Origin of the sequence: Microbacterium forte (assembly GCF_031885415.1) — a bacterium.
In the GTDB taxonomy this organism is placed as follows: domain Bacteria; phylum Actinomycetota; class Actinomycetes; order Actinomycetales; family Microbacteriaceae; genus Microbacterium; species Microbacterium forte.
The window spans coordinates 2252032-2276050 of the sequence record NZ_CP116871.1; the positions used below are offsets into that span (position 1 = coordinate 2252032).

The window sequence follows — 24019 nt, forward strand, 5'->3', positions numbered from 1 at the left end:
GCCCCTGGTGACGGTCCTCGAGTTCACGCTGCTGGGTGCGGTGATCCTCGCCGCCGCCTGCATGCAGGGCTCGATCGGATTCGGCATGGGCATGCTGGCTGCCCCATTCATCGCCCTCATAGACGCCACGCTGCTGCCGGTGCTCGTGATCATGCTGGCGATGGTCGTGACGCTGATCGTGGTGGTGATGGATCGCGCAGCGCTCGACCTGCGAGGCGCCGGCTGGGCGCTGGCAGGCCGCGTGCCGGGAACCGTCGTCGGAGCGGGGCTCGTCGCCGTCATGTCGACGACCGCGCTGTCATGGGCGGTCGCCGGCGTCGTGCTGCTGGGCGTCGTCATGTCGCTGCGCGGCTGGCACCCGCGGGTGACCAGGACGACCCAGGCGGTGGCGGGGGCGCTGTCGGGCCTCATGGGAACGACGACGTCTGTGGGCGGCACACCGATGGCGATCATCTGGCAGGGGTCAGAGGGGCCGCGGTTGCGCGGCACGATGTCGGCGTTCTTCCTCGTCGGGTCGTCGCTGTCGCTCGTGGCCCTGTTCCTGTGGGGCGCGGTCCCCGCGCATGCGCTCGCCACCGCCGCCTGGATGGCGCCGTTCGCCGTGGGCGGCGTGGTGCTGTCGCGGTTCGTGAACAGGTTCCTCAATCGGCGGCGCACGCGCGCGATCGCCCTCGGGGCGTCCGCTCTGGGCGCCGTGACGCTGATCGTCACCCGCCTGGTCGAGATGTTCTGACCGGATGCCGAGGCGCTCAGCGACCGTCGGTCCTCCTGCTCAGCGAGCCTCGGTCCTCCTGCTCAGCGCACCTGACGCTCGAGGGGAAGACCGGCGTCGAGCAGGTCGATGTTGCGGGCGATGTCGGCGGCGCGCGCGGTGAAGACCTCGCTGGCGTGACCCGAGTGGTGCGGGGTCAGCACCACCCGGTCGAGCGCGGCGAACCTCTGCACGACAGGAGGCGCCTCGGTGCCCTGCGGTGCATCCCACCACACGTCGATCGCCGCCCCTCCGATGCGCCCCTCGGCGAGGGCTGCGTACAGGGCGTCCTCGTCGATGAGCGCGCCACGGGCGACGTTGACGATCAGTGCGTCGGCGTGCAGCTGCACGAGCGCGTCGGCATCGATCATCCCGCGCGTGCTCTCGGTGAGGGGTGCGGTGACCACGACCACATCGCTCTCGCGCAGCATCGGATGCAGCTGCTCGTCGCCGTACACGCGGTCGAGCAGCTCGCTGCCGGGTCCGCCCGCGTCCGGATGCCGGCGCAGGGCGACCACGCGCATTCCGAACGCCTTCGCGAGGTGGGCGACGGAGCGGCCGATCTCGCCATAGCCGATGAGCCCCAGGGTGCTGCCGGCGAGCGATCGGTTGTACGGCACGCCCGCCGGAGGAGAACCCGGCACGGTGGCGATCGTGCGCCACTCTCCCCGGCGCATCTCGGCGTCGGCCTCGAGCGCTCGACGGCGCAGCATGAGCGCCGTCATGATCACGTGCTCGGCGATCGCGGGGCCGTGATGACCGGTGTTGCACAGCGGCACACCATCGGGCACGGCTTCGGCATCGATCCGGTCGACTCCGGCACCCGTCGCGTGCACGAGCCGCACGTGATCGGCACCGGCCATGTCGTCGGTCGTGAGCCGCGAGCAGATCACCACGTCGGCACCGTCGATCGCGGCGCGCGCGGAGCCAGGCACGCCAGGATCCGCGAACACCCACTCGTGCGGCCGCTCGGTGCGGCGCAGATCGTCGGCGAACGCCGACATGATCGCGTCGGTGACCGCGATGCGCAACGGACGGCTCGCCGCGCTCACCAGCGGGGACTTTCCAGCACGTATCCGGGGTCGACCCGCTGCATGTAGCCGGTGTCGTCGCGCTCGCGGATGCCGCCGTCGAGGTACTGCCGATGCAGCCGCGCCAGCGCCTCGGGGTCGAGGTCGACGCCGAGGCCCGGTGCGGTCGGCACCGCCAGCGACCCGTCGACGAAGCTCAGTGCGCCCGGCGCGATGACGTCCTCGTCCTCGCGCTTCCACGGCCAGTGCGTGTCGCATGCGTATCCGACGCCGGGAGTGGCCGCGGCCAGGTGGGTCATCGCGGCGAGGCTGATGCCGAGGTGCGAGTTCGAGTGCATCGAGAGCCCCCACCCGAGAGTCTCGGCGAACCCGGCGAGCAGGCGTGAACGCTCGAGGCCACCCCAGAAGTGGTGGTCGGAGAGCACGATGTCGATCGCGCCGAGGCGCACCGCCTCGGGAATGTGCGAGAACGCCACCACGCACATGTTGGTCGCGAGCGGCAGATCCGTGTGGCGGCGCACCTCGGCCATGCCCGCAAGGCCCGGGGTGGGGTCTTCGAGGTACTCGAGCACGTCCTTCAGCGCGTCGGCGACCCGCAGCGAGGTCTGGACGGTCCAGGCGCCGTTCGGATCGATGCGCAGCGGGTGATCGGGAAACTCCTCGCGCAGCGCCAGGATCGCCGCGATCTCGTCGTCGGGCGCGAAGACCCCGGCCTTGAGCTTGAGCGCGGTGAAGCCGTAGGCGTCGACGATGCGCCGCGCCTGCGCGACGATCCCCTCGGGCGTGAGGGCTTCGCCCCACTCGTCGACGGACCCTCCCGGATGACCCGCCCACTTGTAGAAGAGGTAGCCGCTGAACGGCACGGCATCGCGCACGCGCCCGCCCAGCAGCTCGCTGGCCGGCACCCCGAGCAGCTTTCCGCGGATGTCGACGGTGGCGACATCGAACGGCGAGAGCACCCGGTCGCCCGTGCTGGTGCCCGTGACCATGCCCGACATGCCATGCCCACCACGGATGCCGTCGCCGGCCACGCTGCGTTCGACCCGCGCGCGCAGATCATTGGTCGCGAACACGTCGCATCCCAGCACCGCGTCGGCGGCGACCCTCAGCCGCTGCAGGTGCGCGCTGTCGCCATAGGTCTCGCCGAGCCCAACGACCCCCGACTCGGTGGTCACCTGAACGATGGCGCGCAGCGCCAGGGGCTCATGCACGCCGACGGTGTTGAGCAAGGGCGGGTCGTGGAAGGCCACGGGCGTGATGCGGACGGACCGCACCGCGTTCTCGGCCAGCCGCGTGGCAGCAGGGACAGACAGCAGGAGCTCTTCGGACATCACGCCTCCGTTGGTGAGACTCCGGGGACTCCGCATCAGCGGATTCCGCGTCATCGAGTTTCTCCGACACTATGGTGGGGACAGATGCGCAGACAAACCAAAAGTCGCACTGATTGATGTCGGGAGTGGATCGATGATCTCGCTGGTACAGCTCGAATGCTTCATCGCCGTGGCCGAAGAACTGCACTTCGGGGCGGCGGCGACACGGCTGAAGATGACCCAGCCGCCACTCAGTCGTCAGATCCAGCAGCTGGAGCGCGAGCTCTCGACCAGGCTGTTCGACCGCACCAGTCGTCGCGTGGCGCTGACCCAGGCCGGGCGCGCGCTGCTTCCCAACGCGCGCCGCCTCCTCGACCTCGCGGCGAAGGCCGTCTCGGATGTGCGCTCCGTCGGCGAGGGCGCGGCCGGCACCGTCACTATCGCATACACGGCGATGGCGGGCCAGGCGGTCGTGCCCGATCTGCTGCGCCGCGCGTCAGCCGAACTGCCCGGCGTCACGCTGCTGCTGCGCGAGCTCGTCTCCCTCGACCAGGTGGAGGAGCTCGAGAAGGGCACGGTCGACATCGGCCTGATGCGGCCGCTGCTCGCCCGACCGCAGATCAGCAGTCGCGCGGTCTACCGCGAGCGCCTGTCGGTGGCTCTTCCGAGCGATTCGGCCCTCGCGCAGCGCGGCGAGCCGCTGAAGCTCATCGACCTCAAAGACGAGTCGCTGCTCATGTACTCGCCGAGCGGCGCACGGTACTTCCACGACCTGCTGCTGTCGATGTTCGTGGCGAGCGGGGTGCATCCGCACATCGTGCAGTACGCCGGGCAGGTGCCCGCGCTGCTCGCGATGGTGAGCGCCGGCATCGGGTTCACGCTGGTGCCGGAGTCGGCCGAGCGGATCTCCCCCGACTCGGTGACGCTGCTGCCGATCAGCGACGCCGATCCGTCGTCGCGGGTGAACAGCGTCGAACTCGACATCGCGTGGAACGCGGAGTCTCACAATCCGCTCGTCGAACGACTGCTGAGCCTGGTCGACGAGGTGGATGACTCCGCGTGATCGATGCAGCGAGCGCATAGCCCAATGCCGATGTAGGGCTTGATCAGGATGAATCCGCACGCCTAGCGTGAACGGAAGATGATCAGTGCTGATGGCACGACCCGTGCTCGATGAGGAGGACGCATGCCGAACGACGTCGCCGCGACCGCCGATGAGTCCGCTCGACTCGGCGAGTCCGTGAACCCGACGCCCAGCGGGCAACGCGCCGCGCGTGACGACATCCTGCGTGTCGAAGACCTGCGCGTCGCCTACCGGATCGGCGACCGAGAGGTCGATGCGGTGCGGGGCGTCGACCTGAGCGTGGGTCGCGGCGAGGTGGTCGCGATCGTGGGCGAGTCGGGCTCGGGCAAGAGCACCGTCGCGCAGTCGATCATGAATCTTCTCGCTCCGAACGCCGAAGTGGTGAGCGGGCGCATCGAGTTCGAGGGCGAAGACCTCATCCCACTGAGCGAGCGCCGCTGGCGCAGCATCCGCGGACGCCTGATCGGGCTGGTGCCGCAGGATCCGGCACTGTCTCTCAATCCCGTGCGGCGCGTGGGCGTGCAGGTGGCGGAGCCGCTGCTCGTGCACGGACTCGCGACGAAGCACGACGCCCACGATCGCGCGATCGAACTGCTCGAGATGGCGGGGCTGACGTATCCGGCCGAGCGGGCGAAGCAGTACCCGCATCAGTTCTCGGGTGGCATGAAGCAGCGCGCGCTGATCGCGGGAGCACTGGCCGCGCAGCCGAGCCTGATCATCGCCGATGAGCCCACGAGCGCGCTCGATGTGACGGTGCAGAAGCAGATCCTCGACCATCTCGCGAACCTGACCCGAGAACTCGGAACGGCGATCCTGCTCATCACCCACGATCTGGGGATGGCGGCCGAACGGGCCGACCGGGTCATCGTCATGAAGCAGGGCGAGATCGTCGACTCGGGGCCCGCAGAGCAGGTGATGAACGCTCCGACGCACGAGTACACGCGCAAGCTCATCGCCGCAGCGCCCCGGTTGAGCGCGCACGAGCGGCGGACCGCATCGACCACGGCCCGCATCGAGTTCGGCGGCGAGCCGATCGTGCGGGTGACCGAGCTGACCAAGATCTTCCCGCTGCCCAAGGGCGCAGGCGACCGCCGCACACTCACGGCCGTCGACGCCGTCTCACTCGAGGTGCGCCGCGGCGAGACGCTCGCCGTCGTGGGCGAATCCGGATCGGGCAAGAGCACGCTCGCGCGACTCGTGCTGCGCCTCGAGGAGCCGACGTCGGGATCGATCTCCTTCGCCGGCGAGGACATCACGCACCTCAAGGGCGAGAAGCTGCGTCAGCTGCGGCGGCGGTTCCAGATGGTCTACCAGAGCCCGTTCGACTCGCTGAACCCGCGCATGACGATCGAGCAGCTCATCACCGAGCCGCTGCTGTCGTTCGGCGAGGGCGATCGACAGTCACGATCGAAGCGCGCTCTCGAGCTGTCGGAGCAGGTCGCTCTCCCCGACGGGATGCTCGGCCGCTTCCCCGACGAGCTCTCCGGCGGCCAGCGACAGCGCGTGGCGATCGCCCGCGCCCTCGCGCTCGACCCCGAGTTCCTCGTGCTCGATGAGGCGGTCTCGGCGCTCGACGTGTCGGTGCAGGCGCAGATCCTCGCCCTGCTCGACGAGCTGCAGCGCGAGCGCGAGCTGACCTACCTCTTCATCACGCACGACCTCGGAGTCGTCGCCGAGACGGCCGACCGCGTCGCCGTTCTCAAGAACGGAAAGCTCGTCGAGTGCGGTGACGCGACGCAGATCTTCACGGCTCCGCAGGAGGAGTACACCCGGATGCTGATCGAGGCCGTGCCCGCGTTCTCCGCCTGACGCCAGCCGCGGTCGTTGAGCGAGCACGGCGAAGCCGAGCGAGACGAAACGCCCCCGCACCGGCCCACCACGTTTCGTCTCAGTCGACTTCGTCGTCTTCGCTCAACGAACGGCATACCGCCCCGGTCGTTGAGCGAGCACGGCGAAGCCGAGCGAGACGAAACGCCCCCCATCGAACGGCATCCCCGGTCGTTGAGCGAGCACGGCGGAGCCGAGCGAGACGAAACGCTCCCACACCGGCCCACCACGTTTCGTCTCAGTCGACTTCGTCGTCTTCGCTCAACGAACGGCATACCGCCCCCGGTCGTTGAGCGAGCACGGCGAAGCCGAGCGAGACGACACGCCCCCAACGCACGGCGCAACGTTCACTTCGCACTCCCCCTGCGTTCACTTCCGCCGCCTATCTTGAGTGCGGTCGCGCGAACGCGGCTAAGAAACAGACAGATCGTTGTACATAAACCACAACTCCGGGGTAAAGTCGGATCAGACATACCTCGATGACGAGAAAGGCGACCATGGTCGACATCCGAAAGAAGCGCTGGTCTCTCCTGGGAATCGCTGCGGTGGCGGCCGTGACCCTGACCGGCTGCGCAGGCGGCAGCACCGAGACCGACGGCGGCTCGAGCGACGGCGGGTCGGATGCGACCCTCATCGTCTACACCAACTCGAACAGCGACGGCCGCGGTGAGTGGATCACCGAGAAGGCAGCAGATGCCGGCATCGACATCGAGATCGTGGGCCTCGGCGGCGCCGACCTCACCAACCGCATCATCGCCGAGAAGAACAACCCGGTCGGCGATGTGGTGTTCGGTCTGAACAACATGTTCTTCGAACAGCTCAAGGCCGAAGAGGCGATCACCGCCTACGAGCCCGAGTGGAGCGGAGAGGTTCCCGCCGACGCGGGCGACCCGGCCGACGGCGCCTTCTGGCCGCTCGTCGAGCAGGCCATCGTCACGGTCTACGACGAGAACACGACCACCGACGCCCCCTCCGAGGAGGAGGACCTCTGGACCGAGGAGTACGCCGGCCGCTACGAGGTCAACCCGGCACTGGGCCAGGCCACCCCGCAGCTCGTGCTCGCCAGCATCCTGTCCCGTCACCTCGATGAGGACGGCGACCTGGGCGTCAGCGACGAGGGCTGGGAGCTCGTCGAGGCGTACTACGCCAACGGCTCGCCCGCGGTCGAGGGCACCGACCTCTATGCCCGCATCACGCGTGACGAGATCGACTACGGCGTGCTCCCCTCGAGCGGCATCGCCGCCCGTGACGAGGAGTACGGCACCAAGACCGGCATGATCGTTCCCGACTACGGCGTGCCGTACGTCACCGAGCAGATCGCGCAGATCAACGGAACCGGCAACGAGGCCAAGGCGCAGGAGTTCATCGACTGGTTCGGCAGTGCCGAGGTGCAGGGCGAGTTCGCCGCCGAGTTCAACTCGATGCCCGTCAACGAGGGCGCGGTCGAGCAGGCCAACCCCGAGGTCGTCGAGCTCATGGGCACCCTCGACCGTCAGGACATCGACTTCGGCTTCGTGAGCGAGAACCTCGGAGCGTGGGTCGAGAAGGTCACGCTCGAGTACATCGGCTGATCGAACCGAACCCCTCTTCACCACCTAGCCGGAAAGACAGCATGATCCGTTTCGAAGATGTCGAGGTCGCGTTCGGCGATCACCATGCGGTCTCGCACCTCGATCTGGAGATCCAGGAGGGTGAGTTCTTCACCCTCCTGGGTCCGTCCGGATGCGGCAAGACCACGGCCCTCCGCACACTCGCCGGATTCGTCGAGCCGACCGGCGGGCGCATCCTGATCGGCGGGCGCGATGTCACGCGCGTGCCGAGCGAGAAGCGAGGCGTGGGCATGGTGTTCCAGAACTACGCGCTGTTCCCGAGCATGAACGTGCGCGAGAACATCGCGTTCGGCCTCTCTGTCCAGAAGACGTCGAAGGCCGACCAGCGCCGCCGCGTCGACGAGATCGCCGACCGCACCGGGCTCGCGCAGTCGCAGCTCGAGAAGAACGTGTCGGAGCTCTCAGGCGGGCAGCAGCAGCGCGTGGCGATCGCCCGCGCGCTCGCGCTGACCCCCAGCATCCTGCTGCTCGATGAGCCGCTGTCGAACCTCGACGCGAAGCTGCGCGTGCAGCTGCGTGAGCAGCTGAAAGAGCTGCAGCGCGAGGTCGGCGTGACCACGGTCTACGTCACCCACGATCAAGAAGAGGCGCTCACCCTCAGCGACCGCATCGCCGTGCTCGACGCCGGCACGCTGCAGCAGGTCGGCACTCCCGAGGAGATCTACGACCGCAGCGCGACGCCGTTCGTCTGCCGGTTCATCGGCGAGAACAACCGTCTCAGCCCGGCGCAGATCACGAGCCTCGGCGGCGGACTGGATGCCACGGCAGAGAGCTATGTGCGGCCCGAGAAGCTACACCTCGCCGAGGCCCACGAGGTCTCCGCGGCATCCGCCTCCCTCGATGGCACCATCGTCGACCGCACGTACCACGGCAGCCACAGCGTCTACACGGTGACGGCCGAGGATGCCGCGCTGCGCGTCAGCGTTCCCGCCGCGGCGAGCGCCCGCCAGTGGAACCCGGGCGACGCGGTGCGCGTCGACGTCGACCCCCGCTGGATCCTGCAGTACCCGGCGGCGTGACATGTCGACTCCCCAGAACTCGCAGAACTCCCCGAACCCCACAGACCCCGCGGTCCCGCCGTCAGCGGCCGTGACCGGAGAAGCCGGCTCCTTGACGACCCACGCGGTCGTCGAGGGTCAGACGCCGGGACCGCGGCCCCGTAAAAGAGGAAAGCCCGGCAGCGTGAAGGCGATGCTGCGCTCGCCGCTCGCCTGGATCACGGGCATCATCGTGATCTGGTTCGCAGCAGCCTTCCTCGTGCTGCCGAACGCCGCCCTGCTCGGCGTCACCTTCTTCCCCGACGGGCAGTTCAGCATCCGCGCCGTCGAGAAGCTGTTCGGCAGCGAGCGCGCACTGAAGACGCTCGGCAACAGCTTCCTGCTCGCCGTCACCCTGTCGATCACGGTCAACGTGGTCGGCGTGTTCATCGTGCTGGTGACGAAGTACTTCCAGGTGCGCGGCGCGAAGATCCTCTGGCTCGGCTATGCCACGACCCTGATCTACGGCGGCATCGTGCTGGCCGCCGGATACAACTTCATCTACGGTCGGTTCGGGTTCTTCACGAACATGATGGTCAACGTGTGGCCCGACATGGACCGCGACTGGTTCTCGGGATACTTCGCGGTCGTCTTCGTGATGACCTTCGCGACCACGACGAACCACATGCTGTTCCTCTCGTCCTCGCTCGGCAAGGTCGACTACGCGTCGATCGAGGCGGCCAAGCTGATGGGCGCCTCGACCTGGACCATCCTGCGCCGCATCGTGCTGCCGGTCATGAAGCCGATGCTGTTCGCCGTCACGGTGCTCACGTTCCTCATCGGGCTCGGCGCGCTGACCGCTCCGCTCGTGCTCGGCGGGCCAGACTTCCAGACCGTCGCGCCGCTGATCATCGATCTCTCGCGCAGCCCCATCACGCGGGACATCGCAGCCCTGCTGGCGATCGTGCTCGGCATTGCGACGATCATCCTGCTCGCGATCATGAACCGCTTCGAGAAGTCGGGCGTGTACTTCTCGGTCGCGAAGGTCGCAACGCCGATCCAGAAGCAGAAGATCCGCAACCCGTTCGCGAATGTCGTCGTGCACGTCATCGCCTACCTGCTGTGGGTGATCTACCTGATCCCGGTCGTGCTGATCATCATCTTCTCGTTCGTCGATGCGCGCAGCATCCTCGCCGGGTCGATCACCCTCGACAGCTTCACGCTCGACAACTACGTCACCGTGTTCTCGAGCGCCGAGGCGATCCGTCCGTTCATCGTCAGCGTCGTCTACAGCGCCGTGGCGTCGATCGTCGTGGTCGGCGGTCTGCTGTTCGTGGCGCGGATGCTGCAGAAGCACCGCAACCTGCTGACGACCGCGATCGAGTACGTGCTGCACATCCCGTGGATCCTGCCGATCGTGCTGATCGCGCTCGCGCTCGTGACCGCGTTCGACGAGCCGCGGGCGATCGTCGGCGGACTCGTGCTGACCGGCACGCCGATCCTGCTGCTCATCGCCTACATCTGCGTGAAGATCCCGTTCACGCTGCGCCTGCTGAAGGCCGGGTTCGCGTCGGTGCCCGACTCGCTCGAAGACGCCTCGCGCATCCTCGGGGCGAAGTCGCTGACGACGTTCCGCAAGGTGCTGGTTCCGCTGGTGCTGCCGACCGCTGCGGCGATCACGGCACTGAACTTCAACAGCCTGCTCGACGACTACGACGCGGCGATCTTCCTCTACCACCCGCTGTTCAAGCCGCTGGGTGTGGCGATCCAAGAGAGCACGCGCGGCGAGAACAATCTCGACGCGATGCCGATCACGTTCGTCTATACAGTGCTGCTCATGATCATCATGGGTGTCACCATGTATCTCGTGTATGGACGAGGTTCGCGCGCCGGAGCGCCCCGCAAGGCCAAGAAGGCGCGCGCGTGAGTGGTGCATCGTCTTCGGATGCTCCGGGGCTGCGCGTCACGGTCAGCGATGTGGCCGCGGCTGCCGGGGTCTCCCGAGCGACGGCGACCAGGGCGCTGAAGGGCGAGGGGCGATTCGCGCCCGAGACCCAGGAGCGGATTCTCGCCGAGGCCGAACGCCTCGGATACGTGCGCAACACGATGGCCGCCGAGCTCGCCGCCGGTCGCACCGGCACGGTCGGGCTGATGCTGCGCGACGCGAGCAACCCGGCATACGGTCTGCTGTTCTCGCGGTTGCAGGATGAGGCGCACAGGCGTGGCCTCGACCTCGTGACCGTGACGATCGGCGCCGACGTGCAGGGCGCCGAGCAGGTCAATGCGCTGCACCGGCTGCTCGGCATGCGCGTCGCAGGACTGATCGTCGCGACCGGTGGCATCACGGCCGCACAGCTCGAGCCGTTCGCCGACCAGGTGCCGATCGTGCGCGCGGGTCGGGTCGAGACGGCGGAACGGATTCACACCGCGCACTATGACGATCCGGAGCACGGGCGTCTTTTGGCTTCGCATGTTTTGTCGTTGGGGCATCGGCGCGTGGTGGTGCTCTCCGGCGCGGAGGACGTGTCGTTCGCTGAGCATCTGCGGGCGTCGGCGATGGAGTCGACGTTGGTTGCCGGCGGGGCGTCGGTGACTCTGGTGTCTGCGGGAGCGGCGCCGACCGATGGGGTGGATGAGGCGCTGGAGGCCGTGCGCGATGGGGCCACGGCCGTGATGTGCGCGTCGGACTATCGGCAGCTCGCGGTCATGCGCGCTCTGCGTGATGCGGGGTTGTCTGTGCCTGGGGACGTGAGCGTGACGGGGTGCGACGGCATCCTGCCCGGTGCCGACCTGCTGGGGCTGACGACGCTGCGGATTCCGGTCGAGGCCGTTGCCGCGGCGGCGGTGGAGACGATGCAGCTTCTTCTGAGTTCTGACGCCGACTCTGCGCCGACCGTCAGGCAGCCGTTCGTCGGAACCCTCGTGCCCGGGTCGACCGCCGCGGCCGTCTGACTTCTGTCCTGTACTTGTTCGTCGTCTCACTGGAAGAGAAATGATCCTCACCGAACACTCTCGCCCATCGCACACCTTCGTGCACATCTCCGATACGCACCTTCCCGGTGAACGCGCGCCACTCTATGGAAGCGGGGCGGATGCCGATGCGAACCTTGCTTCTGTGTTGTCGCGGTTGGTGTCCTCGGGGCTTCGCCCTGACGCCCTGTTGTTCACGGGGGATCTCGCTGATCGAGGCGACGCGTCGTCGTATCGGCGGTTGCGGGAGTTAGTTCTGCCCGCTGTTTCTGCTTTGGGCTGCGATGTGGTCTGGGCTATGGGCAACCACGACGAGCGCGGGGCGATGCGGGCGGAGTTGGGGCTCGCCGGTGGCGCTTCGGATGCCGTCGTCGAGGTGCGGTGGTTCGGTGGGATGCGCGTGATCGTGCTGGATTCGACGGTTCCCGGGCAGCACTTGGGGCGGGTAGATAAGGCGCAGCTGGAGTGGCTCGCGGCTGAGCTTTCTACGCCCGCGCCGGAGGGTTCGCTGCTGCTGATCCATCACCCGCCGCTGCCGACCGTGCTCGACCTTGCGGTCACGGTGGAGCTGCGGGAGCAGGCTTCCCTTGCTGAGGTGTTGCGTGGTTCGGATGTGCGGGGGATCCTGTCGGGGCACGTGCACCACCCGTCGTTCGGGACGTTCGCAGGGATCCCGGTGGCGGCCGCATCGTCGAGTGCGTACGGGCAGGATCTGGCTCAACCCGTCGGAGCGACGCGGGGGCAGGATGCGGCGCAGGGGTACAACCTCGTGCACGTCTACGACGGGACGATCGTGCACTCGGTCGTGGGGCTCGAGGTCGGAGCGGATGTCGGGGAGCCGGTTGCGGCAGACGAGGCTGGGAGGCGGATCGCTGGGCGTGGGATCTCTTGGCGGGAGCGATCCCCTGGTCGTTGAACGAGCCCGGCGAAGCCGAGAAAAACGAAACGAGCCGAACGCGGACGACGCCGCTCACCTTGGACGTGAGGAGTCAGCGCACAGCAAGAAGGCGCGGCAGCCTATCCGCGGCTGCGGCGTAGGCCTCGTCGACCGAAAACCCTGGCACGGGCACTCGAACCATCCGATAGCCCATCAGCGGCGCCACGAGGTCGCGCAAGAGATCGTTGTACGCGCGTTGACGAGCCCGGCCATGCGACCCGGGAAAGCCCATCGCAACCTTTGACGCTCGGTATCTGTCGGATTTGGGACTCCACCGTCCACACAGTTCGGCGTAACGGTCACGATCGACCGAGCCGCTAGGCGCCGCCCGAAGTGTGAGCAGTCGGAATGAAGTGAAGTGCTGCATCTCGTCCACCTCCACCATCGTTCTGGATTCGAGGTGAAGGAGATCGCTCGGCAACGAACCCCAGCGCTTGGAACGTTGCTCGTCTTCGTTGCCGCCGAGATCATCGAATGCCCGCTGCAACACCGGCGTCGCCGATGCGGCCGCCTTCGGGAGGCTGAAATGACCGTGAGTATTGAGCCAGTCGACTCGCGGCATCGCCACGAGTACGACCCCGTTCGTGGCGGCGGCCCCCGCGACCGCTCGCTCCACGTCACCGACAGCCACTAGATGGCCTTCTGATCACCCTGCGTGCGACGCGGCACATTTTGACGAACGTCTGCGGCCTGCTGCTCATCCAAGACCCACAAGGCATTCTTCGGGTGCTCCGGGTATTTTTTCCTCAAGTATCTCCGGACAACGATCCCCGGACGGCTTTCGCCTTCGTATCCGAGCTCATCGGCCAGTTCGCGAGGGGTGTAAGTGGTCATGTCGTTGACCATACTCGATGCCTTCGTTGACCGCAGTGGACTCCGATGTTTCGCGTGAACAGCATTTTGTTCGTGGTGCCATCGGTGCTCACGCCCGCTCTCAATGAGCTCAACCAGAACTTTGGTCGACGTCTGCTGACGCAGAATCTCGGAAGCCTAGGGCGGTGCGGATGACGCAGCCGTCCCAATAGGATTCGGACATGGGACACAAGGAACCAATGACGATTGCCAGCGCTCTCCGACAGATCCAGGATCGCACGCTCATTCTTCCCGCGATCCAGCGGGAGTTCGTGTGGAAACCTTCGCAAGTGATTCGAGTTTTCGATTCGGTGATGCGTGGGTACCCCGTCGGTAGCTTCCTGTCTTGGAAGGTTCTGCCGGAGACCATTAGTGAGTTCAAGTTCTATGGCTTCATGCGCGACTACAACGCCTTCGACAACCGCCACAACCCAGTCGTCGATATTCCCACAGACCGTGAGGTAGTCGCGATCTTGGATGGTCAGCAGAGGCTGACGTCGCTGAACATCGGTCTCCGCGGTACATACGCCTATAAGAACCATGGCGGATGGGCCAACAAGTCTTGGTCGTACCCGGAACGCCAGCTCTACCTGAATCTCGCGGGTGAGGCACCGGAGAACGAGCTCGGCCTCAAGTACCACTTCCAGTTCCTTACGGGCAAGGACGTCGACGCGTCGCGTGATGACGACAGCAAGATCTGGCTGCCCGTGCCCGAAGTCTTCGAGGCGTCGGAGATGTCCTCCCTGATCCAGCTCCTGGCGAAGTACGGCGTGGGCAATGATCCCGTCGCTTCCGGGCTCGTCAGCAAGCTGTGGGATGCGATCCATAAAACAGCTAGCCTCCATTTCTATGAAGAGACCGAGCAGGACATCGAGCGTGTCTTGGACATCTTCGTGCGCGTGAACTCCGGCGGGACGGTGCTGTCGTACAGCGATCTCCTCCTCTCGATCGCCACTGCGCAATGGGACGGCGATGCGCGTGCGGCCGTCCATGGCTTGGTGGATGAACTCAACCAGACGGGAAACGGCTTCGGCTTCTCTCGTGACACAGTGCTCAAGTCAGGGTTGGTGATCGCCGACGTCGGCGATATCGGATTCAAGGTCAAGAACTTCACTTCGGCCAACATGGCGAAGCTCGAGGCGGGATGGGACTCACTGAGCACCTCTCTCCAGGTCGCAGTCGGGCTGCTGAGCGACTTCGGGCTGTCCGGCGGGTCGCTCACGGCGGACAGCGTTCTGATCCCCGTCGCGTACTACGTGCACCACCGTGGGCTAGGCCACGCTTATCGGGAATCACCGAAAACCCGGGAGGATCGGGAGGCCCTGCGTTCATGGGTGTTGCGCTCACTGATCGTGCGCGGGATCTGGGGATCCGGGCTCGACACGTTGCTGCGCGATCTGCGCGAGATCATCCGGTCCGAGGGTGACGAAGCGTTCCCTGTTGCCGCCATCGAGCGTGCGATGGCACGCCGCGGTAAGTCTCTCGCGGTCACGGACGCGCTCGTCGACGACGTCCTTAGCCTTGAGTACGGGCGACCCCGAACCTTCGCCGTGCTGGCCGCACTGTTCCCCCACGTCGACACACGCAACCAGTTCCACGTCGATCACATCTTCCCGTCTGCACTCCTCGACCCGAAGAAGCTGAATCGTCAGGTGAATGAGGACGGAGGACTGGCCTTCTCTCCGTCTCAGGTCGACGAACTCGTAGAACTGAAGAACCAGTTGCCGAACCTTGAACTTCTCCCCGGCCTGGAGAACATCGGAAAGCTGGCAGCCACTCCTGCAGCATGGCTGGCTGGCGAGTACTCCTCGTCAGAGGAGCGGGCTTCGTTCCTCGAAAGGAACGCCCTACCTTCCATCCTTCCGAGTTCCGCGGAAGAGTTCGTTGCCTTCTTTGATAAGCGCAGATCCAACCTCGAGGCGCGCATTGTCAAGATGCTGACGCCGACGACCCACCTTCCCGGAGGAATTTCGCAAACGTCGTCCGATTTTGACGAGGAACTGGTCGAGGGCGATGACACCGACTGAGGCCCGAGGTCTCCGAGCTGGTTGCTCCGAGCGTGGTGATCTGCGGGGAGAGGCCACATGTATCTGATCAACCGAAGGCCTCGCGCAAACTAAGCGCATCGCTTGGAGGGGCTGACTGTGGCCCGGATGAGTGACTCCGACCATCCGGGCCGGATCGATTCCGGACGTGGCCACTGGCGGCGTCACGGAATCACAACCACCTTGCCTGCGATCTGCCCTTCAACGGCCTCCGCGTGCGGGGCCGGAAGCTCAGTGAGCGAAGTGCGTCGAGTGACCTCCAGAGCGAACGCTCCGCTGTCGACGTGCGGCACGAGCTCGGCAAGCTTCTCCGCATCACGCCGAACGAACACCACCACAGACCGCACGCCACGCTCGGCGTCATCCGGCGCCGGCATCCAGGCCGTGGAGCTCACGACGACTCCCCCGTCGCGCACGAGTTGTACCAGGAAGGCCTTCACCGAGGTGAGCAGTCTGCTGCGGCATGCGGTCGAGAAGCAGCTGCGCGACGTCGGCAAGCTCAGCTACGTGCAGTTCCAGCGGCTCGCGCGGCTCGGCGACGCTCCGGACCGTTCGCAGCGGATGACGGACCTTGCGGATGGCGTCGTGTATAGCCGGAGCGGGTTGACGTATCAGGCACAGTCCTTGGAGGAACGTGGGCTCGTCACGCGCGGGCCGTCACCGGAGGATGAGCGCAGCGCCATCGTCACGATCACGGACGAAGGGCGGGACGTGTTGGTGAAGGTGTTCCCTGGGCACATCGAGGCGGTGAAGACATACCTGTTTGAGTCGCTAAGCACAGAGGGTTGTAGAGATGCTCGCGAAGGTGAGGACTCAGGTGAGCGGGCATCTGCGGGCGGAACCGCCTCGGAGTGCGGCGCCCAGCCGTCGGGCCACGAAGCCCCACTAACCGTGGCCTGCGCACAGTCCGACGTCGACGGGCGACGACGACGTCAGCGTTCGAGGACCGCGCGCACCTCGGTGAGCGACCGCCCGAGCTTGGCGACGCGCGCCGCGAGGTCGGAGGTGACCTGGACGACGGTCGCCCCGTGAGACATCCATCGGCTCCCACTCTGCCTGAGATCCAGACCCGGAAGCACCTCCGCCTGCGGCAGCTCGGGGAGGCCTAGGGCGGCCCGAGCGTCAGCCCCGAGCATCCCGACGAGCCATGCTTCGCCGAGCGCGTCCTGTGCTGCCCGGTACCGATGCAAGGTCGTCGTCCGGCTGCCGCTCGTCGGAACCCATGTATCCCAGTCGACCGCCGACCCGTCTGACCTTCTTTGTCGTTTCGTCTTCTCACTGGAAGAGGAAGAGGTGAGGTTCAGTGACCTTGACGCCTCCACCGGCGCGTTAGGTCCGCCCAATCCGCTTGGGCGTCTGGGCGTCGCCGAGTCTCTGGTCTGGCACCGGAATGCCGCTTCGTCTGATCACTCGCAGGCCATGAACAGAAATACTGGCTGGGGGCCACTGAAGCGGGCGGGAATCTCTGGCTACCGTCGACGCAACTGTTACAATTCCCGTCGCCATGGTGATTGCGTTCATGATCGACGTCAGATTGGACCAGTAACTTGCCGCTACCTCAGTCCAGCCCCAGATGTCACGAGGCGTGACAGACCCGTCGTTCTCGCGGTAGAGATGCAGTCGCCCGCCGCCACTCGGCGTGCGGTGGGCAACCTGATTTCGGAAAGCGCGCAGGGCTTTCGTCGTGAGAAACATCCGATCTAGCGCGACCAAATTCTCGCCATATTCGAGTTCTGTGCGGCAAGCGGTTTGCGAGAGGGTATGGATTATCTTCTGCGAGAGATCATCGATGCGGTCCCACGAGACGTACGTCTCCTTAATCCCATCGGCTCTGCGTTGGTCTCTATTGTGTTCGCTGGTGAAAGCCTCCAGAGACTTGAGGTTTTTACCGACGAGAACTCGCTTGCCCTCGTAGTACAGCATCTCCAGGTATCGTCGGGACTCGTCTTCTGCGCTTGATGCCTCGTACACGAAGTCCCCCAGCAGGGCCGCCAACCGCCTATTGTCAAGTCCTATCGGACGGCTTCGTCGGAATCGATCGTACTGAGCATATTCGTCCATAGATGTCATCATCTCAGCTCGCGCTCGATCAACGTGCTGGTCGTTCCCGCGCGCGCCGGGCCGTCGCTGCCGTCCATTGATCGCAATTCAGGAGAGTGTGGGCTGTTACCGGAGGACGAGCGCAGTACGATCGTCACCACTACGGATGAAGAGCGGGCGGTGCTGGCCAAGCTCGTCCCTCACCAGGCGCTCGCTGGGCGGCACCCTCAACGACCCGAGCAATCCGTCTTCGTGCCGGCGCACAGCGCCTCGATGCCGTCTGTCTACGCGTAGATATCGTCGATCTCCGCCTTCGCATGCCGCCTCGACGTTCCCCTCATCGAGCAGAGTGAGGCAGTTCGCCTTGCCATCGAAACTGAGGTCACGATCGCGGAGTCGCGATCGAGATCAGCTTCTCCCACCTCGGCGCTAGTGGTAGCGGCGCGGTCGTCGTATTGGTGATTCCGCACACACCGGCCGCCGTCGGTAGCCGATTGTGAACGCGTTCCCTGAAGATCTGCTGCGCCATCTTGAAGAGGAGAGTCGTGAACTGCTGACGCAGCCTCTCCGGCTCGGAACCTATCAGACACGCGTCCACGGCTTGGCACTCTTGCGGTTCGGCGCGCCGAGATCGGCACAGACGTGCCGGACGACGCCGTTCGTGAGTAACTACGATGGGCGTGTCGGTGACAGCGTAGTAACCTCCCCCGCATGAGCCCGCGAACGGCTCTTGAACGCCCCGTGATGATGGCGACGGGGCCCGCCGGACGACCCTGGCGTGATGTGTCACGAATCTGCGCTGAGCCATCCGCTGGAGTAACCGACAGACGCAGCCGGCGCGACATGATGGCGCGGCCAGGACCCTTTGTCGGGAGCCTCCCGTAGTCTTACCTTAGCGAAAGGGGCTCTACTGCCATGAGAGTTGTCTCACTGTTTTCAGGCGCCGGCGGCTTGGACCTAGGCCTGATCACCGCAGGCCACGAAGTCATCTGGGCGAACGACTACGACGCAGACGCGGTCGAGACTTACAAGCTGAACATCGGTGACCACATCGTGCACGGCGCGATCGAAACGATCACGTCAGATGAGATCCCCGAAGCGGATGCCATCGTGGGCGGCTTCCCTTGCCAAGGATTTTCGCAAGCCAATCGTCATCGCGCTCTCACGGACCCTCGCAACCTCCTCTACCGTGAGTTCGTGCGAGTTCTCGAAGACAAGCAACCCAGCTTCTTCGTCGCTGAGAATGTGAGAGGCCTCGCCAGCTTGGCCGGGGGGCAGGCGATGCAGAGCATCTCCCGAGGGTTCGAGGCTGCAGGATATCGTGTCCGCTCCAAGATCCTGAACGCAGCGGACTACGGTGTGCCCCAAAATCGCCAACGTCTGATCTTTATGGGAACCAGGGAGGACATTTCTCCTGAAGCGGATTTGGTCCACCCCGTCGCCACGCATGCATCGAAGCCGCAAGGCACAGAGCTCGAGCACGTAACGGTGCGGCACGCACTGCATGACATCCCGGATCCCGAGATGTTCCCGGACGCCGTTCCAAATCAGGAGTTCTCGAGGTACAAGTTCGTCGAACGGAATTTCACCGGTCACCGATCGACCGATTGGGATAAACCGTCTCCTACAATTCTCGCGCGAGGAAACGGTGGAGGTGGTGTTAACGCAACACCTCATCCTGACGGGGGACGGCGCATGAGCGTCCGTGAAAGTGCAACTATCCAATGCTTCCCCGACGACTTTCGCTTCATAGGCCGGCTAGGATCGGCCTATCGCCAGGTGGGAAACGCGGTGCCTGTGAAGCTGGGTCGCGCTATAGGCCTTTCTCTCATGTCTTCAGAAGAAAATTTACGAATTCCCCCCGCTAGCATACGATCGGTAATGGCGTGAATATGAGTTTTAGAGTGGTGTCCCTCTTCGCGGGCGCGGGCGGTCTTGACCTTGGCTTCAAGCAGACTGGAGGATTTAGGACAGTTTGGGCTAACGACAACGACCCCGACGCAGTCTCGACGTTCTCGAGCAATTTTGACGTGTCGGCGAAATTGGGCGACATTCGCAGTATTAGTTCGAGCGAGATCCCCGATTGCGACGTCGTGATAGGTGGATTCCCTTGTCAGGGTTTTTCCGTGGCGAACACAGGGCGACGCGTCGACGACGCGCGCAATGCATTGTACCTGGAAATGCTCCGAGTAGTTCGCGATAAGCGACCACTCGCGTTCGTGGCTGAGAATGTGAAGGGCCTCAAGCAAATGGCGAAGGGCGAAGTACTGCGGCGAATTCTTGATGACTTTCGCGAATTGGGATATGACGTACAATATCAACTTGTCAATGCGGCTGATTACGGCGTGCCCCAAAGGCGAGAACGCGTAATCATCGTGGGCACTCGCGCGGACGAGGGAATCACCTTCAACTTTCCCGATGCCACTCATAGCCCACAAGGAGGAAACGGCAAATCGCGATGGATAACATCCGGAGAGGCCCTATCGGAAATCCCCGATCCAGATTCCGACAACGATCTCCTAAACCATACCTACTCGCGCTACAAGCTCCGCTTCAATGGGTACATCGGAAATCGGTCTGTCGATCCAGACCTTCCTGCCCCCACTGTTACGGGTCGCGGTGATAACCGGGGCGGCGTTGTTGTACTTCACCACCCTTCCAATACTCGCAGAATGTCCGTCCGGGAACTCGCGACCATCCAGTCTTTCCCACTAGATTTCTACTTCAGCTGCAATCAGTCTGCCGCGTATCGCCTCATCGGTAATGCGGTGCCTCCCGCTCTCGGGAACGCAGTAGGAGGCGCGCTACTTCGTGCCCTGTCTGATGCTCTCGTTGTTCCGGATTCGGACGTGAAGACTTATGCCTTCGCCGGTTGAGGCCCCCGCTCTTCCGTTCGAAGAGTTCAAATGGCGTTGGGCGTCGAAGATGCCCAACGAAGGTCTTAACCGTCCTGATGTATTTCTGGGCGTATTGCGTGCGCTACGCCAGAACGAGGGCCGTGCACGATCCTCGCCTGAGCTCCACCAAAGCTTGACGGAACTACAGACCAGCCTCGGCGCGCAATACGGATTGGACCTGGCTCGGACTGGCGACCGCAACCTGCTCCGAAACGCCGGCCAGTATTGGACGACGCTTGGCGTCCTCAAGCGGACGCCCCTAATCGACCTAACGGATCTGGGGCGAGAATACGCCGACGGCCTGATCAGTCCTCGGCAGTTCGCCGTTCACACGATCGTCAGTCTTTACCTGCCAAGCTCTTCCTATAACGAGCCCGAGCATCAAGCTTGGTCGGGGGCTGGGATCAGGTTTCGGCCGCTCCTTCTCATACTCGAGATAATCCACGGCCTCGGTGCTTTCGGTGCGAGCACAGGCTACATTACGGATTTCGAGCTACGCCGAATCGTTCAGCCGCTGTCGGCCACCAGACCCGAGGCGTCCTACATCGCTGACGCGATCCGCCAGTACCGTGAAGGCCAACTCGACATAAGCTCCTGGCCGCGTACGACCACGCAGTCGAACGATTCAAGATCATCACGGGAGTTTCTGCGTTTTCTCACGGAGTACGATTTCCTCGTACACGATGGGTCCCTGGGCGAGGGGCAACGCTACCGCCTCGGCGACATCGATGGCGCGGATATCGGGTTGCTCGTTTCAATCGGATCAAATACTTCAACCACGGATGAAACGTCAACCGAATCGGTCGCATACGTTGCTACAACTCTTGAGCGGCGCCGAGCCACCAGATCCGTGCTCGAACGTCCGGGGCAACGACAGTTTCGCTTCGAAGTTTTCGACCGGGCGAACAAGACTTGTCTTATTACTGGCAGCACGGTGGTGACAGTGCTAGAAGCGGCGCACATCAGGCCCTACTCGATCTCGGGCCTCGATGACCCTTCTAATGGGCTCTGTCTCAGGGCAGACATTCATAGTCTGTTCGACAGTAACAAAGTCCGCATCGACCCTACAGGCGAGATCCACTACGCCACGGAACTGCGACGCGACGTTCACTACGCACAACTGCCCTCACGAGTCGAACTTCCTGCTTATGTATCTCCCGCGCACGTCAAGTGGCGATGGGACTACTACTGAGCGGATCGGCTCAACTCGCCGTGTCGAGCGCACGCCAGAAGGCTCGAGCCGCGCGCGGCGCACAAACAACATCTTTTGGTCACTCGCGTTATGGGGGACGGGACCCGTCACGTAAGTCACCCCCAAGCGCCATACCCGGATGACAACCGTCGTCAACAGTTTCGGGATCCGAATAGACTCTGAGTTAATAGACGCATCGTTGCGAAACACAAGCCTCAAGGAGCTCGATTATGGCCCTCACCGCACACTCCACCATCGGCGACTGGCTGAACGACCCGACCGGCGGGCCACTCATCCGCGCACTCTTCGAGCAGACGGGCGCCGACCCCGAGCTCCTCACCCCCGTACTCGGACTCCCGCTGCAGCAGCTCGTCGCCATGAGCCAGGGCGCGATGCCGCAGTCAATCGTCGATGACCTCGTGCGCGCAGCCAACGGCGGCGAGATCCCCGAGCCCGGCGAGTCCGAGGGCTGGACCGAGAAGCCCACCACCGGACGTTTCGCCGGCAAGACCGTGATAGTCACGGGCGCAGCATCCGGAATCGGCAAGGCCACCGCATCCCGCATCGCCCGCGAAGGTGGACGAGTCATCGCCTCCGACATCGCCGGCGACAAGCTCGACGCGCTGAAGGCCGAGCTGCCGGATGCCGACATCACCACCGTCGCCGGCGACCTCACCAAGCAGGACGCGATCGACGCCGTCATCGCCGCCGCAGGCGACCGCATCGACGCCCTCGCGAACGTCGCCGGCATCAACGACGACTTCTCTCCCGCAGACGAGACGACGGATGCCGTCTGGGACCGCGTCATCGCCATCAACCTCACCGCCCCCTTCAAGCTCATGCGCGCGGTGCTGCCGATCATGGAGAAGGCCGGCCGCGGCTCGATCCTCAACGTCTCGAGCGAAGCGGGTCTGCGCGGCAACTCGTCGGGCAACGCCTACACGGCCAGCAAGCACGGCATCATCGGCGTCACGAAGTCCGCGGCGTTCATGTACGGGCCGAAGGGCATCCGCGTGAACTCCGTCGCTCCCGGCGGCGTCGCCACCGGCATCCCGATGCCCCCGAACATGTCGGAGTACGGCTCCGGTCGTCTCGCTCCGTTCCAGCAGGCGATCCCGACGGTTGCGACTGCCGAGCACCTCGCCGCGTCGATCACGTTCCTGCTGTCGGACGACGCAGTGAACATCAACGGTGCGGTGCTGGCATCCGATGGGGGATGGTCGGTGCAGTAAGCGTCAGTCTTGGAGGCCGGCACGGCTGCCGTGCCGGCCTTCGAACTCACCGATCGCTCGACGCGCCTTGCGCAGCTCGAAGATCCCGGCGCCCACTCCGGCGCCGAAGACCACGAGGCTGATCCACCGATAGACCGCGCTCGGATCCAGCGCGATCGCGACGACCCATCCTGCGAGCAGGACAGTCGAGAACACGATCGTGTAGAGCGCGAAGTTCTTGCGGCGTTGCAACGCGATGCGCTGCTGAATCAGGGAGGGCTCGGCGGTGGGCTCGCTCATGGGGCGAGCCTAGACCGCTCCATCGCTCGAAGGCTCAGGTCGCCGCCTCTCACGACGGATGACAGACTGACCCCATGCCCGAGCGTCCGGAGATTGTCTGCATCTGCGGATCCATGCGATTCCTCGACGACATGCGTGCGGTGAGCCAGAGCCTGGCTCTTGCGGGCCACATCGTCCTCCGGCCCTCCGAGATCGACGGCCCGATCACCGACGCACAGAAGGCCGCGCTCGGTGAGTTGCATCTGCGCCGAATCGATCTCGCCGACCGCGTCGAGGTCGTGAACCGGGGCGAGCACTACGGCGAATCGACGCTCCGCGAGATCGCCTACGCAGAAGCCGCGGGCAAGCCCGTAACCTTCGTCGGCCTCGCCTGGGGCTCGCAGTAGTCCTCACATCTCCGCCGCCTACCCTGGCTCTCATGAAGAAGCTCCCCACGCTCGCGTCGCTGGCCGTCGGCATCCTGGTGCTCTCCGGATGCTCGCAGGCGTCGACCATCGCCGCCTGCGGTCAGATCGCCGCTCAGGCCGCGCAGGTGACCGGTGTGATCGGCAGCGTCAGCTCGCCGACTCCCGAGGCCGCGCAGGCAGCGCTCGACGAGGTCAAGAACGTCGCCGAGAACATCCGCGGTGTCGACGGACCCAAGGAGTTCGTCACGCTCCGCGACTCGTGGACGACGAGCATCGACGCATTCGCTGCCGAGGGCGAGAAGGCCATCGCGGGTGATATCACAGGCCTGGACGCGGCGACGACAGAGATGCGCGCGGCGACCGACGCGATGCTCGCGTACTGCACGACCTAACCGCAGCCCGTCACTCGTCCCATCGAACGCTCATCGCAGTCTCGAAGCTGCCATCGATCACCCGTCCCCCTTCGAACCCGGATTCCTCGTCCACCGGGTTCTCCGACGCACCCTCGGCGTGGCAAGTCCGCCGCATCGGCCGACTCGCTCGTCTGCCAGTAGTCGACGACGCGAATCGCGCCGTGG

General features: G+C 65.0%; 23 protein-coding genes. 16 read left to right on the forward strand and 7 right to left on the reverse strand.

All coding sequences use genetic code 11. The annotated features are described in order from the left end of the window. Positions 1-7: 7 nt before the first annotated feature. Positions 8-733, forward strand: coding sequence for a sulfite exporter TauE/SafE family protein (locus OB895_RS10795; protein ID WP_311877532.1), 726 nt, complete (start codon positions 8-10; stop codon positions 731-733). Between the two features lie 62 nt (positions 734-795). Here the strand turns inward: OB895_RS10795 and OB895_RS10800 are convergent, their stop codons facing one another. Both OB895_RS10800 and OB895_RS10805 read right to left on the reverse strand, forming a co-directional pair. Next, positions 796-1803: a 2-hydroxyacid dehydrogenase gene (locus tag OB895_RS10800; RefSeq protein WP_311877533.1), complete on the reverse strand. Its 1008-nt coding sequence runs from the start codon at positions 1801-1803 to the stop codon at positions 796-798. Continuing rightward, the gene (locus OB895_RS10805) at positions 1800-3113 is read right to left on the reverse strand and encodes a glucarate dehydratase family protein (protein WP_311877535.1); all 1314 of its coding nucleotides are present in this window, start codon (positions 3111-3113) and stop codon (positions 1800-1802) included. Before OB895_RS10805 ends, OB895_RS10800 begins: the two co-directional genes overlap by 4 nt. Positions 3114-3246: 133 nt before the next feature. Between OB895_RS10805 and OB895_RS10810 the strand changes: the two genes are divergently transcribed. The 7 genes from OB895_RS10810 (at position 3247) to OB895_RS10840 (ending at position 12476) form a co-directional block, all read left to right on the forward strand. Continuing rightward, complete coding sequence (locus OB895_RS10810) at positions 3247-4155, forward strand: LysR family transcriptional regulator (protein WP_042540702.1); 909 nt, start codon at positions 3247-3249, stop codon at positions 4153-4155. A gap of 123 nt (positions 4156-4278) precedes the next feature. Beyond that, on the forward strand, positions 4279-5985 hold the full coding sequence (locus OB895_RS10815) for a dipeptide ABC transporter ATP-binding protein (RefSeq protein ID WP_311877537.1): 1707 nt from the start codon (positions 4279-4281) through the stop codon (positions 5983-5985). A 515-nt stretch (positions 5986-6500) separates the two neighbouring features. Then, complete coding sequence (locus tag OB895_RS10820; protein ID WP_311877538.1) at positions 6501-7574, forward strand: extracellular solute-binding protein; 1074 nt, start codon at positions 6501-6503, stop codon at positions 7572-7574. Positions 7575-7615: 41 nt separating this feature from the next. Next, positions 7616-8632: an ABC transporter ATP-binding protein gene (locus tag OB895_RS10825; RefSeq protein WP_311877539.1), complete on the forward strand. Its 1017-nt coding sequence runs from the start codon at positions 7616-7618 to the stop codon at positions 8630-8632. 172 nt (positions 8633-8804) lie between these two features. Beyond that, entirely contained in the window at positions 8805-10517 is a 1713-nt protein-coding gene (locus OB895_RS10830; protein WP_311877541.1) for an ABC transporter permease, read from the forward strand. Beyond that, positions 10514-11542: a LacI family DNA-binding transcriptional regulator gene (locus OB895_RS10835; RefSeq protein ID WP_311877544.1), complete on the forward strand. Its 1029-nt coding sequence runs from the start codon at positions 10514-10516 to the stop codon at positions 11540-11542. The genes OB895_RS10830 and OB895_RS10835 overlap by 4 nt, the downstream gene beginning before the upstream one ends. 40 nt (positions 11543-11582) lie before the next feature. Further along, entirely contained in the window at positions 11583-12476 is an 894-nt protein-coding gene (locus OB895_RS10840) for a metallophosphoesterase (RefSeq protein ID WP_311877547.1), read from the forward strand. A 73-nt stretch (positions 12477-12549) separates the two neighbouring features. Here the strand turns inward: OB895_RS10840 and OB895_RS10845 are convergent, their stop codons facing one another. Both OB895_RS10845 and OB895_RS10850 read right to left on the reverse strand, forming a co-directional pair. Continuing rightward, positions 12550-13128, reverse strand: a complete 579-nt coding sequence (locus OB895_RS10845) for a DUF7255 family protein (RefSeq protein ID WP_311877550.1) — start codon at positions 13126-13128, stop codon at positions 12550-12552. Continuing rightward, positions 13128-13331, reverse strand: coding sequence for a hypothetical protein (locus tag OB895_RS10850; RefSeq protein ID WP_311877552.1), 204 nt, complete (start codon positions 13329-13331; stop codon positions 13128-13130). The genes OB895_RS10845 and OB895_RS10850 overlap by 1 nt, the downstream gene beginning before the upstream one ends. A gap of 200 nt (positions 13332-13531) precedes the next feature. On the opposite strand from OB895_RS10850, the gene OB895_RS10855 reads away from it, so the two are divergent. Further along, positions 13532-15376, forward strand: coding sequence for a DUF262 domain-containing protein (locus OB895_RS10855; RefSeq protein WP_311877553.1), 1845 nt, complete (start codon positions 13532-13534; stop codon positions 15374-15376). 182 nt (positions 15377-15558) lie between these two features. Here the strand turns inward: OB895_RS10855 and OB895_RS10860 are convergent, their stop codons facing one another. Next, positions 15559-15834, reverse strand: a complete 276-nt coding sequence (locus OB895_RS10860; RefSeq protein ID WP_311877555.1) for a zinc-binding dehydrogenase — start codon at positions 15832-15834, stop codon at positions 15559-15561. Positions 15835-15838: 4 nt separating this feature from the next. On the opposite strand from OB895_RS10860, the gene OB895_RS10865 reads away from it, so the two are divergent. Further along, positions 15839-16426, forward strand: a complete 588-nt coding sequence (locus OB895_RS10865) for a MarR family winged helix-turn-helix transcriptional regulator (RefSeq protein WP_311877557.1) — start codon at positions 15839-15841, stop codon at positions 16424-16426. Between the two features lie 297 nt (positions 16427-16723). Here the strand turns inward: OB895_RS10865 and OB895_RS10870 are convergent, their stop codons facing one another. Then, positions 16724-17389 carry a hypothetical protein gene (locus tag OB895_RS10870; RefSeq protein WP_311877559.1) on the reverse strand — a complete coding sequence of 222 codons (666 nt, stop codon included), beginning with the start codon at positions 17387-17389 and terminating at the stop codon, positions 16724-16726. Between the two features lie 960 nt (positions 17390-18349). Here OB895_RS10870 and OB895_RS10875 point away from each other — a divergent pair. The 4 genes from OB895_RS10875 (at position 18350) to OB895_RS10890 (ending at position 22755) form a co-directional block, all read left to right on the forward strand. Further along, positions 18350-19324: a DNA cytosine methyltransferase gene (locus OB895_RS10875; RefSeq protein ID WP_311877561.1), complete on the forward strand. Its 975-nt coding sequence runs from the start codon at positions 18350-18352 to the stop codon at positions 19322-19324. A 14-nt stretch (positions 19325-19338) separates the two neighbouring features. Continuing rightward, positions 19339-20310, forward strand: a complete 972-nt coding sequence (locus OB895_RS10880) for a DNA cytosine methyltransferase (protein WP_311877563.1) — start codon at positions 19339-19341, stop codon at positions 20308-20310. A gap of 49 nt (positions 20311-20359) precedes the next feature. Then, positions 20360-21523, forward strand: coding sequence for an HNH endonuclease (locus tag OB895_RS10885; RefSeq protein WP_311877565.1), 1164 nt, complete (start codon positions 20360-20362; stop codon positions 21521-21523). Positions 21524-21753: 230 nt separating this feature from the next. After that, on the forward strand, positions 21754-22755 hold the full coding sequence (locus OB895_RS10890) for an SDR family NAD(P)-dependent oxidoreductase (protein WP_311877567.1): 1002 nt from the start codon (positions 21754-21756) through the stop codon (positions 22753-22755). A 3-nt stretch (positions 22756-22758) separates the two neighbouring features. On the opposite strand, the gene OB895_RS10895 is transcribed toward OB895_RS10890, so the two are convergent. Then, positions 22759-23034 (reverse strand): hypothetical protein, encoded by a 276-nt coding sequence (locus tag OB895_RS10895; protein WP_311877569.1) that lies wholly within the window; start codon positions 23032-23034, stop codon positions 22759-22761. 74 nt (positions 23035-23108) lie between these two features. Here OB895_RS10895 and OB895_RS10900 point away from each other — a divergent pair, with 74 nt between their 5' ends. Next, on the forward strand, positions 23109-23420 hold the full coding sequence (locus OB895_RS10900) for a hypothetical protein (protein WP_311877573.1): 312 nt from the start codon (positions 23109-23111) through the stop codon (positions 23418-23420). A gap of 32 nt (positions 23421-23452) precedes the next feature. Next, positions 23453-23833 carry a hypothetical protein gene (locus OB895_RS10905; protein ID WP_311877575.1) on the forward strand — a complete coding sequence of 127 codons (381 nt, stop codon included), beginning with the start codon at positions 23453-23455 and terminating at the stop codon, positions 23831-23833. The last annotated feature ends 186 nt before the right edge of the window (positions 23834-24019 follow it).